This window comes from Nocardioides guangzhouensis (assembly GCF_004519545.1).
Classification (GTDB): Bacteria; Actinomycetota; Actinomycetes; order Propionibacteriales; family Nocardioidaceae; genus Nocardioides; species Nocardioides guangzhouensis.
In genome coordinates this window covers 13,342-25,762 of record NZ_SDKM01000012.1, presented here as the reverse complement: position 1 = coordinate 25,762, position 12,421 = coordinate 13,342, and the positions used below count along the sequence as shown (strand labels likewise).

Sequence of the window (12,421 nt, the reverse complement as noted above, 5' to 3'; positions counted from 1 at the left end):
GAGCCCGGGACCAAACGTATCGTCTGGTCCCGGACTCGCAACGGGTGGTGCGAACGTGCTGCAGGGTGTCAGTTGGCCGGAGCCGTGGGCACCTTGACCTCGCCGCTCTTGATCTTCTCCGCGGCCGCGTCGATCTGGTCCTTGATGTCGTCGACGAAGCCACCGGAGGTGGAGTAGCCGACGCCGTCACCGGCCAGGTCGTAGGTCACGTTGCCCGAGGGCGCCTGGCCGTCGCCGACCGCCTTGACGTACTCGAACACCGCGGTGTCGATGCGCTTGAGCATCGAGGTGAGGATGTGCTCCTTCTGGCCCGCGGGAGCGGTCTGGTACTGGTCGGAGTCCACACCGATCGCCCAGATGCCGTCACCGGCAGCCTCGACGGCCTCGAACACGCCGTTCCCGGACTTGCCGGCCGCGTGGTAGATCACGTCGGCGCCCTTGTCGAGCTGGCCCTCGGCGGCGAGCTTGCCACCGGACGGGTTCTCGAAGCCGACCTTGCCGTCGTTCGGGTCCTCGGTGAGGTACTTGACCTCGATCTTGATGCTCGGGTCGACCGACTTCACGCCGGCCTCGTAGCCCGCCTCGAACTTCTTGATCAGGTCACCATGGGTGCCGCCGACGAAACCGACGTGCTTGGCCTTGGTGGTGAGCGCAGCAGCGACACCGACCAGGTAGGAGCCCTGCTCCTCGGCGAAGGTCAGGTCGACCAGGTTGTCCAGCGGCTTCTCGCCGACCAGGAACTGGCTGTACCCGTCGATCACGGAGAAGTGGGTGTCGGGGAACTCGGCGGCGACCTTGGCGGCGGCCGGGGAGTAGATGAAGCCGATCGCCACGACCGGGTCGAAGCCCTGCTCGGCAAGGGTACGGAGGCGCTCCTCGCGCTGGGTGTCGTTCTCGCCCGCCGCGGCCTTGGCCTCGGTGCAGGTGGCGCCGAGGTCGTCGATCGCCTTCTGCATGCCCTCCCACGCCGAGTCGTTGAACGAACGGTCGCCACGGCCCCCGACGTCGTACGCGAGGCCGACCTTGGGGCCGTCTCCGCTCGCGCCCTTGCAGCCCTCGGCGGAGTCCGAACCCGAGGAGTTGTCGTCGTTGCCGCAGCCGGCGAGCGTCAGGGACGCCACCAGGGCCACGGCTGCAATCTTGCTGAACCTGCGCAAGACGCCTCCCTTACAAGAAGTGACTGAAATGCGCGTCACCCGATTGGGACGCACTGTGCGCGCTCACCCTAAGGGAGACAACGGTGTGATTCGGTGATTGTTGGCCGAACTGTTACCGGAGGGTTGTCAGGCGTGTGCGATGGCTCCGACGGCGGCCTCGGCGAGCACCCGGGCACCGATCACGGCGGCGCGCTCGTCGACCCTCAGGTCGCCCTGGTGGAGGTCGTACGTCGCGCCCCCCGGCGTGCGGGTGCCGAGGCGTCCCATGGCCCCGGGCATGCGGTCGAGGTACCACCCGAAGTCCTCGCCGCCGAGGCTCTGGGCGGTGGGCACGTGCCCGGCCTCCCCGACCACCCGCTCGACCGCCCGGCCGAGCAGCTGGGTCGAGACGTGCTCGTTGACCACCGGCGGGACGCCGCGCTGGTAGGCGACCTCGGCGGTGACGCCGTACGGCTCGACCACCTGGTCGACCAGCTCGCGCACCACCCGCTCCGCATCGGCCCAGGCGACCGCGTCGAGCATGCGGACGGTGCCGGCGACCCGGCCGGTGTCGGGGATGACGTTGTGGGTGGAGCCGGCCTGGACCAGTCCCCACACCACGCTCACACCCGCGCGCGGGTCGAGGCGGCGGGACAGGATCGCGGGCAGCTCGGTGACCAGCTTGCCGAGCGCGAAGGTGAGGTCCTCGGTGAGGTGCGGGCGCGAGGTGTGGCCGCCCTTGCCCTTGAGCTGGACGCTCAGCGCGTCGGCGGCACCGGTGAGCGGGCCCTCGCGGAGCCCGATGTGCCCGACGTCGAGGCTCGGGTCGCAGTGGAGCCCGAACACCCGGGTGACCCCGTCGAGGGCACCCAGCGACATCAGCTCGAGCGCACCGCCGGGCATGACCTCCTCGGCGGGCTGGAACAGCAGCCGCACCCGGCCCCGGAGCAGCCCCGCCGTGTGCAGCTCGGCCAGGGCCAGGCCGGCTCCGACCAGGGCGGTGGCGTGCACGTCGTGGCCGCAGGCGTGCGCGACCCCGGGGACGGTGCTCGCCCACGGGTCGTCGGTGCGGTCCTCCACCGGCAGGGCGTCGAGGTCGGCCCGGAGCGCGACCAGGGGGCCGGACTCCCCGACCTCCGCGATCAGCCCGCTGCGAGGCATCCGGCGCACCCGCAGCCCGGCCTCCTCGAGGCGCATCGCCACCCGCTCGGTGGTGCGCACCTCGCTCCAGGAGAGCTCCGGGTGGGCATGGAGGTCGCGGCGGAAGTCGACCAGCTCGTCGCCGAGCTTCTCGACGGTCCCGGCGAGGTGAAGGCTGATGTCAGACATTGCCGCCTCAGGATAACGGTGATGTCCGACGGCGTGGGGTCATGTCAGAACTGGGCCCCGCGCAGCCGGCGATCGTACCGGAACGGGACCGGGGCGGCCGGCTCGGAGGGTGATGTCCGCTCGGTCGTGCGGCTGCAATTGCAGCCGCAGGACATGGTCCCGGCGGGCTGATCCGTCATGCGGCCGCCATTGCAGCCGCAGGACATCGTTTGGGCCCGCTGTGCCGTCACGAGCCCGCAATTGCGGCCGTACGACAGAGCGCCAGCCTGCAAGCCATGTCGCAGGGCGGCAATTGCAGCCGTACGGTCGGCAAACCTGCTCCGTCAATCGCACGGTCACCGCACACTCGCCGCATCGAGGACGGGACCGCCCCCACCGGCCCAGTTCGTGCTGGTCGGAGACTCCCCCGATGCGCGGCAATTCGTTGTGTCCCCCACTCACCATCAGACCTCTGGATCACCTACCCAGTGGGAGTGCTCGACCCTGACACTCTGCGGGTGACGGATGTGATGGCCGTGACGATCGTCAGCCCGCTCCCCCAGGGAAGTGGTCGCGGCCTTCGGCGAAACCATCGACGCTCTCCTTCAACGATTGGATGACCTCATCGAGCCCCTGCGGACGAGACTTCACGGTCGACCTGGCAGGAGCGGACAGGGTGGCGCTCTCGAGCATCTCCACACCCCAGGGCTGAACACGCCGGTCGAGGACTTCAACCCGAGACGAAGCGACCCGAGTATCCGTGCCCGCACTCGCTCTCCTGGGCCCCACGGACAGACGTCGGTCCAGCGCCGACGGCCGGACCCGGCTGCTGATCAGCTGCCCATGTGCACGGGAGGGCGTCGACCTACCTAGCCCGCGTCGTACGCCGCGAGGATCCGGTCGGCGGCGACCGGGGCGGTGAGCTCGCCCGCGAGCAGGGCGGCGCGGACCTCCTCGCGGACCGCCTTGACCGCGTGCGAGCGCCTCAGCCGCTGCTCGAGCTCGTCGCGGACCAGTGCCCAGGTGAAGTCCAGCTGCTGGCCCGCGCGCTTCCGCGCCAGGCCGTCGGTGCCGAGGTGGTCGCGGTGGGCCAGCACCTTCGTCCAGAGGTCGTCGACCCCGACGTTGGTGAGGCCGGAGCAGGTGACCACCGACGGCGCCCACTCCCCCCTGCCGTGCACGAGGCGCAGCGCACCGGCCAGCTCGCGGGCCGCGACCCGGGCCTCGTCCTCCCGGTCGCCGTCCGCCTTGTTGACCGCGATCACGTCCGCGATCTCGAGGATGCCCTTCTTGATGCCCTGGAGCTGGTCCCCGGTGCGGGCGAGGGTGAGGAAGAGGAAGGTGTCGACCATGCCGGCGACCGTGACCTCGGACTGCCCGACGCCGACCGTCTCGACCATCACCACGTCGTACCCCGCCGCCTCGAGCACGGTCATCGCCTGCGACGTGGCGCGGGCGACGCCGCCGAGGGTGCCGGCCGAGGGTGAGGGTCGGATGTAGGCGTGCGGGTCGGCCGAGAGCCGGGCCATCCGGGTCTTGTCGCCGAGGACCGAGCCGCCGGTGCGCACCGAGGACGGGTCGACGGCGAGCACGCCGACGCGATGGCCGGCCGCCGTGAGGTCGCTTCCGAGCGCCTCGATGAACGTGGACTTGCCCACCCCGGGCACGCCCGAGATGCCGACCCGGACCACGTCCGGCGGCAGGTCCGGGGCGAGCGCGGCCAGCAGCTCCCGCGCGGCCGCGCGGTGGTCGGCGCGGGAGGACTCCACCAGCGTGATCGCCTGCGAGACCGCCGCCCGCCGCCGCTCGCGGATGCCGGCCACGAGCGCGTCGACGTCGACCTTCCGGGCGGCCATCAGCCGTCCTCCGCCCGCGCGGTCACTCGTGGGCCGACAGCTTCTCGAGCAGGTCGAGCGCGGAGTCCGCGATGACCGTGCCGGGCAGGAAGACCGCGGCCGCGCCCATCTCCGTGAGCGTGGGTACGTCGTCGGGCGGGATCACGCCGCCGATCACGACCATGATGTCGGGACGGCCCTGGTCGGCGAGCGCCTGGCGCAGCGCCGGCAGCAGGGTCAGGTGCCCGGCCGCGAGCGACGAGACGCCGACGATGTGCACGTCCGCGTCGATCGCCTGCTGGGCGACCTCCTCGGGGGTGGAGAACAGCGGCCCGACGTCGACGTCGAATCCCATGTCGGCGAACGCGGTGACCACGACCTTCTGGCCCCGGTCGTGCCCGTCCTGGCCCATCTTCGCGACGAGGATGCGGGGGCGACGACCCTCCTGCTCCTCAAAACGCTCGGTCGCGTCGAGCACGGCCTGCACCTTGGAGTCGGGCGCGGAGGCGGACTCGTCGCGGTACACACCGGAGATGGTACGGATCACGGCCTGGTGCCGGCCCCACACCTTCTCGAGCGCCTGGGAGATCTCGCCGACCGTGGCCTTGGCGCGGGCCGCGTCGACCGCGAGGGCGAGCAGGTTGCCGTCGAGGCCGTCACCACCGCCACGCTCGGCGGAGCCGGTCAGGGCCTCCAGCGACCGGCGTACGGCGTCGTCGTCGCGCTCGGCCCGGAGCCGGTCGAGCTTGGCGACCTGCTGCTTGAAGACCTGGTCGTTGTCGACCCTGAGCACCTCGAGCGGGTCCTCGTCGGCGAGCCGGTAGGTGTTGACCCCGATGACCGCCTGGGCACCGGAGTCGATCCGGGCCTGGGTGCGGGCGGCGGCCTCCTCGATGCGCATCTTGGGGATGCCCTGCTCGATGGCCTTCGCCATGCCGCCGGCCTTCTCGGCCTCCAGGATGTGGGCCCACGCGCGCTCTGCGAGGTCGTGCGTGAGCCGCTCGACGTAGTAGGACCCGGCCCAGGGGTCGATGGTGCCGGTGGTCCCGGACTCCTGCTGCAGCAGCAGCTGGGTGTTGCGGGCGATCCGGGCCGAGAAGTCGGTCGGCAGCGCGATCGCCTCGTCGAGGGCGTTGGTGTGCAGGGACTGGGTGTGGCCCTGGGTCGCGGCCATCGCCTCGATGCAGGTGCGCTGCACGTTGTTGAACACGTCCTGCGCGGTCAGCGACCAGCCCGAGGTCTGGCTGTGGGTGCGCAGGCTGAGCGACTTCGGGTTCTGCGGGTCGAACTCACGGACCAGCCGGGCCCACAGCGCGCGGGCCGCGCGCAGCTTCGCGACCTCCATGAAGAAGTTCATGCCGATCGCCCAGAAGAAGGAGAGCCGCGGCGCGAACCGGTCGATGTCGAGGCCCGCGCCGAGGCCGGCCCGGAGGTACTCCACGCCGTCGGCCAGCGTGTAGGCGAGCTCGAGGTCGGCGGTCGCCCCGGCCTCCTGGATGTGGTAGCCGGAGATCGAGATCGAGTTGAAGCGCGGCATCTTCTCGGCGGTGTAGCGGAAGATGTCGGAGATGATCCGCATCGACGGCGCCGGCGGGTAGATGTAGGTGTTGCGGACCATGAACTCCTTGAGGATGTCGTTCTGGATGGTCCCCGCGAGCTGTTCCGGTTTCACCCCCTGCTCCTCGGCCGCGACGATGTAGAGCGCCAGCACCGGCAGCACCGCGCCGTTCATGGTCATCGACACCGACATCTCGTCGAGCGGGATGCCGTCGAAGAGCGTGCGCGCGTCGTAGATCGAGTCGATCGCCACGCCGGCCATCCCGACGTCGCCGCGGACCCGCGGGTGGTCGGAGTCGTAGCCGCGGTGCGTGGCGAGGTCGAACGCGACGCTCAGGCCCTTCTGGCCGGCCGCGAGGTTGCGCCGGTAGAACGCGTTGGACTCCTCCGCGGTCGAGAACCCGGCGTACTGGCGGATCGTCCACGGCTGGGTGGTGTACATCGTCGGGTAGGGCCCGCGCAGGAACGGGCTGAGGCCCGGCCAGGTGTCGAGCGCGGACAGGCCCTCGACGTGCTCGGGGCCGTAGACCGGGAGGATCTCGATGCCCTCGGGGCTGTGCCAGGGCTGCGCGGTGGTTGAGGAGCGCCCTTCGAGACGGGCTCGTCCCTCGCCCTCCTCGGGACCCGCGGAGGCGAGCGTCTCGACACCACCGTCACCGCTCAGCGGCAGCCCCGCAAAGCTCTTCGGAACGCTACTGCTCGGGGTCCCCGCGGAGGCGGGAGCGGAGCGAGTGCCTTCGTGGGGTGTACTCATGCCAGCGCCTCCCTCGTGCGGGTCAGGAACGCGAGCGCGTCGACGCCGACCGCGCAGGAGTCGTCGACCTCGATGTCCTTCGGCCTGCCGGCCAGGATGACGCGGGTGGCCCCGGCGTCGCGGAGCGCGGCGACCAGGTCGGCCCCCCACTCGGCGTACGCCGCGTCGGTGCCGGCCAGGCAGACCACCGGCTGTCCGGCGTACGCCGCGAGCACGGCCGCGACCCCGTCCGTCGCGCCGGCCGTCTCGACCGCGACCCCGCCGGCGGCGAACAGGTTGCCGGCGAACGTCGCGCGGGCGGTGTGCGCAGCGACGCTGCCCATCGTGGCGAGGAAGACGTGCCGGGCGGCGGGCTCGTCGCGGAGCGCTTCGTACGCCGCGCCGTACCGGCGGACCGCGTCGGTCTCCGGCAGCTTCGTGCGCTCGGGCAGGGTCTCGCCGAGGTTCGGGAACTCGCTGAGCCCGGTCAGCGGGCGGCTGCGGTGCGCGACCTGGTCGTCCCGGCGGGCCACGACGTCGTCGACGCGCGCCCGCAGCGACCCGTCGGCCAGCGCGGCCTCGATGCCGCCGGCGTCCTCGATCCGGCCGAGCTCGGCCCAGCCGGCCTCGGCCAGGTCGGCGGTGAGCCGCTCGACGGCGTACGAGCCGCCGGCGGGGTCCGCGACCTTCCCCACGTGCGACTCGGAGACCAGCAGCGAGCTGGTGTTGCGGGCGATCCGGCGGGCGAAGGCGTCGGGTGCGCCGAGGGCCGCGTCGAAGGGCAGCACGGTGACCGCGTCGGCCCCGCCCACGCCCGCGGCGAATGCGGCGACGGTGGTGCGGAGCATGTTCACCCAGGGGTCGTAGGCGCTCATCATCGGACGGCTGGTGACCGCGTGCTGGCGCTGGCCTGCCGCCTCGGGCGACGCCCCGCTGAGCTCGGCGACCCGGGCCCACAGGCGGCGGGCGGCGCGCAGCTTGGCGATGGTCGGGAACTGCTCGTCGGTCGCGGCGTACCGGAACTCGACCAGCCCGAGCGCGTCGTCGATGGCGATGCCGGCCTCGGTCAGGGTGCGGAGGTACGCCGCACCCGCGGCCAGGCTGTAGCCGAGCTCCTGCGCGTCCGAGGCGCCGAGGTCGTGCAGCGCGGTCGCGTCGACCACCACGCCGAGTGTCCCGGCGTCCAGCGCCAGCCGGGCCACTGCCACCAGGTCGTCACTGCCCCCGTCGCCGCCGGTTGAGGAGCGCCCTTCGAGACGGGCTCGTCCCTCGCCCTCCTCAGGACCCGCGGCGGCGAGCGTCTCGAAACCAAGGCGACGAAGCGCATCCCCGACCGGGTCCACCCCCAGGTTCGTCCCCGGTGCCGGCTCGACGCCGCGCTCCCGGATCACCTCGACCAGCGCCTGCGCCGCCGCGAGCGGCTCGGACGGCGCCGAGATCACGACCGGCGCGAGGTCGACGTAGACCTTCTCCAGCACCGGGGCGAGGTCGCCGGGCCCGAGGCCCTGGCCGAGCTCCAGCCAGACGGAGGTGGCGCCGTTCTCGAGGTCGACCAGCACCTGCTCGGCGGTGGCCTTCACGTCCGGGCCGGCGAGCACCGGCCGGTTGTCCCAGCCGGTCTCGGGGCGGGTGGCCTCGCGGCCACGGGTGTACGGCGCGACCCCGGGCGCCGGGGGCAGGTCGAGGTCGGCTATGCCGGCGGCGGTGCCGAGCGGCGTGACCGTGATGCCGTCGAGCGTGGTGCGGGCCAGCTTCTCCCAGACCAGGGCGTCGTCGTCCTCGTCGGTCAGCCGGCGTGCCTTGCGCAGCACGGCAGCGGCCGCCTTCTCCCAGTCGGCCCGGGTGGCGCGGTCCTGCTCGACGGCAAGCGCCAGCGACCCCTGCTCGGGCTCGAGCTCCTGCGGCTCCTCCAGCCCACCCTCGACGGTGCTCACCGGGCACCCGCCGAGGAGACGTGCGACGTGACGACACTCATGCTGCGAACGATAGGAGCCTCGGCCCGTCCACCTCCACCCGGTGTGAGATATCCGACCGGGTCGGCCGGGCCCTGGCGGCCGGGGACGACCGTCGACCCCGCGCTGCGTGGGAGTGACCCGGACGTCCGTCGGTAGCGTGCCAGCGAGCGTCTCGAAACCACCGCCAGTCCACGCGGCCCGGCCCGCCACTCCGCGCGGCTCAGCGGGCCTGGGTCTCGACGGTCGCTACGCGACCTGCTCAACCAGCGGAGACCGGCTGCGCGACCTGCTCGACCGGCGGGGCGGCGGAGTCAGAGCTCGGAGCGGCCGTCGTTGTCCTTGTTGCGGATGCCGATCTTGTTGCCGAGCCAGACGAGGGGGTCGTACTTCCGGTCGGCGACCCGCTCCTTCATGGGGATGATCGCGTTGTCGGTGATCTTGATGTGCTCGGGGCAGACCTCGGTGCAGCACTTGGTGATGTTGCACATCCCGATGCCGGCCGCGCCCTGGGCGAGCTGGCGGCGGTCGTGGGTGTCCAGGGGGTGCATGTCGAGCTCGGCGTACCGGAGGAAGAAGCGGGGACCGGCGAAGGCGGGCTTGTTGTCCTCGTGGTCACGGACGACGTGGCAGGTGTTCTGGCACAGGAAGCACTCGATGCACTTGCGGAACTCCTGGCCGCGCTCGACGTCGATCTGGGCCATCCGGCGCTTGCCGTCGGCGTCGCGCGGCGGCGGGGCGAACGACGGGAGCTCGCGCGCCTTCTCGTAGTTGTAGGAGACGTCGGTGACCAGGTCGCGGATCACCGGGAACGTGCGCATCGGGGTGACCGTGATCGTCTCGGTGGGGTCGAAGTCGGAGAGCCGGGTCATGCACAGCAGCCGGGGACGTCCGTTGACCTCGGCGCTGCAGGAGCCGCACTTGCCGGCCTTGCAGTTCCAGCGGACCGCGAGGTCGCCGGCCTGGGTCGCCTGCACCCGGTGGATCGCGTCGAGGACCACCTCGCCCTCGGACACCTCGACCGTGTAGTCGGCCAGCTCGCCGCCGTCCTGGTCGCCGCGCCAGAGCCGCATGTTCAGGTCGTACGCCATCGCCGTCCCCTCACTTGCTCTCGAAGTAGGTCTGGAGGTCCTCCGGCATCACCGGCAGCGGCTGCTCGGCCAGGTCGACCCCGTCGCCGGCCGCGTTGAGCCGGAGCACGAGGTTCTTCGTGCCCCACGAGTCGGAGGTCATCGGGAAGTCGTCGCGGGTGTGCCCGCCGCGGGACTCCTCGCGGGCCAGCGCCGCCTTCGCGATGCACTCGGAGACCAGCAGCATGTTGCGGAGGTCGAGCGCGAGGTGCCAGCCGGGGTTGTACTGCCGGTGCCCCTCCACCGAGAGCTTGCCGGCCCGGCCCTTGAACGCCTCGATCTCCTCCAGCGACCGGGACAGCTCCTGACCCGTGCGGATGATGCCGACCAGGTCGTTCATCGACTGCTGGAGGTCCTGCTGGATGGAGTACGGGTTCTCCCCGCCCTCGGACTCGAACGGCGCCAGCGCCGCCTGCTCCGCGGCCTTCACGTCGTCCTCGGAGACGCTCGGTCGCTGCCCGCCCAGCCCCTCGGCGTACGACGCCGCGGCCTCGCCCGCCCGACGGCCGAAGACCAGCAGGTCCGACAGCGAGTTTCCACCGAGCCGGTTGGAGCCGTGCATGCCGCCGGAGCACTCGCCCACGGCGTACAGCCCGGTCACCCCGGAGAGCTCGGTGTCGGCGTCCACCTCGACCCCGCCCATCACGTAGTGGCAGGTCGGGCCGATCTCCATCGGCTCCTGGGTGATGTCGACGTCGGCGAGCTCCTTGAACTGGTGGTACATCGACGGCAGCCGCTTGCGGATGTACTCCGGCGACCGGCGCGAGGCGATGTCGAGGTAGATGCCGCCGTGCGGGGTGCCGCGACCGGCCTTGATCTCGGAGTTGATCGCCCGGGCCACCTCGTCACGGGGCAGCAGCTCGGGGGGCCGGCGGTTGTTCTTCTTGTCGTCGTACCACCGGTCCGCCTCCTCCTCGGTGTCGGCGGTCTCGGCCTTGAAGAACTCCGGGATGTAGTCGAACATGAACCGCTTGCCCTCGGAGTTCTTGAGGATCCCGCCGTCGCCGCGCACCGACTCCGTGACCAGCAGCCCCTTCACGGACGGCGGCCAGACCATGCCGGTCGGGTGGAACTGCACGAACTCCATGTTGATCAGCGACGCCCCGGCCCGCAGCGCGAGCGCATGCCCGTCGCCGGTGTACTCCCAGGAGTTCGAGGTGACCTTGAACGACTTGCCGATGCCGCCGGTCGCGAGCACCACCGACGGCGCGTCGAAGACCACGAACCGGCCGGTCTCGCGCCAGTAGCCGAACGCACCCGAGATGCTGCCGCCCTCCTTCAGCAGCTCGGTGACCGTGCACTCCATGAACACGTCGATGCCGAGCGCCACCGCCCGCTGCTGGAGCGTGCGGATCATCTCGAGGCCGGTGCGGTCGCCGACGTGGGCGAGCCGGGCGTACCGGTGGCCGCCGAAGTCGCGCTGGGAGATCAGCCCGTCCTCGGTGCGGTCGAAGAGCGCACCCCAGTCCTCGAGCTCCTGCACCCGCTCGGGCGCCTCCTGGGCGTGCAGCTGGGCCATCCGCCAGTTGTTGAGCATCTTGCCGCCGCGCATGGTGTCCCGGAAGTGGACCTCCCAGTTGTCCTCGGGCCAGCGGTTGCCCATCGCCGCCGCGATGCCGCCCTCGGCCATCACCGTGTGCGCCTTGCCGAGCAGGGACTTGCAGACGATGGCGGTGCGGGCACCGGCGTCGTGCGCGGCGATCGCGGCCCGCAGACCGGCACCACCGGCGCCGATCACGACCACGTCGTAGGAGTGCCGCTCCAGGCCGCCGCGCTCGCTGCCCGACATCTCGTTGCCCGTCATCGGGTGTCGGTCCGACATCTAGAAGAACCTCACGTCGTCGATGGTGCCGGTCGCCAGCAGGTAGACGTAGAAGTCCACGATGGCGACGGAGAACAGGGAGATCCACGCGTACGCCGCGTGGCGGGTGTTGAGCCGCGAGACCCAGGTCCACATCCGGTAGCGCACCGGGTGCTTCGAGAAGTGCCGCAGGCGGCCCCCGACGATGTGCCGGCACGAGTGGCACGAGAGCGTGTAGAGCCAGATGAACACGATGTTCACCAGCATCAGCAGCGTGCCGAGGCCCATGTGGCCCCATTCCTTGTCCTCGTTGCGGAACGCCAGCACGGTGTCGAAGGAGAGGACCAGCGCGACCAGCACCGCGGTGTACCAGAACCAGCGGTGGATGTTCTGCAGGATCAGCGGGAACCGGGTCTCGCCGGAGTAGCCCTTGTGCGGCTCGGCGACCGCGCAGGCCGGCGGCGACAGCCAGAACGCGCGGTAGTAGGCCTTGCGGTAGTAGTAGCAGGTCAGCCGGAAGCCGAGCGGGAAGATCAGGATGATCAGCGCCGCCGACAACGGGAACCAGCCGAACGGCTGCCCGAAGTCCGAGGCGCCCTCGACGCAGTCGCCGAGACAGGGCGAGTAGAACGGCGAGAGGTACGGCGCGGCGTAGTAGTCGCGGCCCATGAAGGCGCGGATCGTTGCGTAGACCACGAAGGCCGTGAAGACCACGAAGGTGGTGAGCGGGTAGATCCACCATCGATCGGTGCGCAGTGTCTTGTCGTCGATCGAGGCCCTCGTGGGCCCGGTCACTCCTGCGTCCGTCGACGCCATCGCCACCTCCGGGGACTGTGTCGGGGAACACTCTTGTCACACATCAACCCGGGCGACAAGAGGCGCGCCCGAGATGTGCCGGAATGTCGGTCGGGCGAAGTTCACCGTCCCGACACCCGTGTGCAGCAACGGGTTCAGGCCCACCCGTCACGC

The 12,421-nt window shown here is 71.2% G+C and carries 8 protein-coding genes; all 8 read right to left on the bottom strand.

Features of this window, described 5'->3' with window-relative positions; translation table 11 throughout:
• Positions 1–68: 68 nt before the first annotated feature.
• Positions 69–1,157: a BMP family lipoprotein gene (locus tag EKO23_RS09630; RefSeq protein ID WP_134716635.1), complete on the bottom strand. Its 1,089-nt coding sequence runs from the start codon at positions 1,155–1,157 to the stop codon at positions 69–71.
• A gap of 126 nt (positions 1,158–1,283) precedes the next feature.
• Positions 1,284–2,465 (bottom strand): amidohydrolase, encoded by a 1,182-nt coding sequence (locus EKO23_RS09625; RefSeq protein ID WP_134716633.1) that lies wholly within the window; start codon positions 2,463–2,465, stop codon positions 1,284–1,286.
• An 848-nt stretch (positions 2,466–3,313) separates the two neighbouring features.
• Positions 3,314–4,300 (bottom strand): methylmalonyl Co-A mutase-associated GTPase MeaB, encoded by a 987-nt coding sequence (gene meaB, locus EKO23_RS09620; RefSeq protein WP_134716631.1) that lies wholly within the window; start codon positions 4,298–4,300, stop codon positions 3,314–3,316.
• Positions 4,301–4,322: 22 nt separating this feature from the next.
• Complete coding sequence (gene scpA / locus EKO23_RS09615; RefSeq protein WP_134716629.1) at positions 4,323–6,590, bottom strand: methylmalonyl-CoA mutase; 2,268 nt, start codon at positions 6,588–6,590, stop codon at positions 4,323–4,325.
• Positions 6,587–8,503 (bottom strand): methylmalonyl-CoA mutase family protein, encoded by a 1,917-nt coding sequence (locus EKO23_RS09610; protein WP_246051001.1) that lies wholly within the window; start codon positions 8,501–8,503, stop codon positions 6,587–6,589. The genes scpA and EKO23_RS09610 overlap by 4 nt, the downstream gene beginning before the upstream one ends.
• Before the next feature lie 332 nt (positions 8,504–8,835).
• Positions 8,836–9,612 (bottom strand): succinate dehydrogenase/fumarate reductase iron-sulfur subunit, encoded by a 777-nt coding sequence (locus EKO23_RS09605; RefSeq protein ID WP_134716627.1) that lies wholly within the window; start codon positions 9,610–9,612, stop codon positions 8,836–8,838.
• 10 nt (positions 9,613–9,622) lie between these two features.
• Complete coding sequence (locus tag EKO23_RS09600) at positions 9,623–11,473, bottom strand: fumarate reductase/succinate dehydrogenase flavoprotein subunit (RefSeq protein WP_175582680.1); 1,851 nt, start codon at positions 11,471–11,473, stop codon at positions 9,623–9,625.
• Positions 11,474–12,268: a hypothetical protein gene (locus tag EKO23_RS09595; RefSeq protein WP_134716625.1), complete on the bottom strand. Its 795-nt coding sequence runs from the start codon at positions 12,266–12,268 to the stop codon at positions 11,474–11,476.
• Positions 12,269–12,421 lie beyond the last annotated feature (153 nt).

Excerpts from the sequence above, each read along its gene's own strand:
- meaB (WP_134716631.1), bottom strand. The coding sequence starts at position 4,300 with ATGGCCGCCCGGAAGGTCGACGTCGACGCGCTCGTGGCCGGCATCCGC.
- EKO23_RS09625 (WP_134716633.1), bottom strand. The coding sequence starts at position 2,465 with ATGTCTGACATCAGCCTTCACCTCGCCGGGACCGTCGAGAAGCTCGGC.
- EKO23_RS09600 (WP_175582680.1), bottom strand. The coding sequence starts at position 11,473 with ATGTCGGACCGACACCCGATGACGGGCAACGAGATGTCGGGCAGCGAG.
- scpA (WP_134716629.1), bottom strand. The coding sequence starts at position 6,590 with ATGAGTACACCCCACGAAGGCACTCGCTCCGCTCCCGCCTCCGCGGGG.
- EKO23_RS09595 (WP_134716625.1), bottom strand. The coding sequence starts at position 12,268 with ATGGCGTCGACGGACGCAGGAGTGACCGGGCCCACGAGGGCCTCGATC.
- EKO23_RS09605 (WP_134716627.1), bottom strand. The coding sequence starts at position 9,612 with ATGGCGTACGACCTGAACATGCGGCTCTGGCGCGGCGACCAGGACGGC.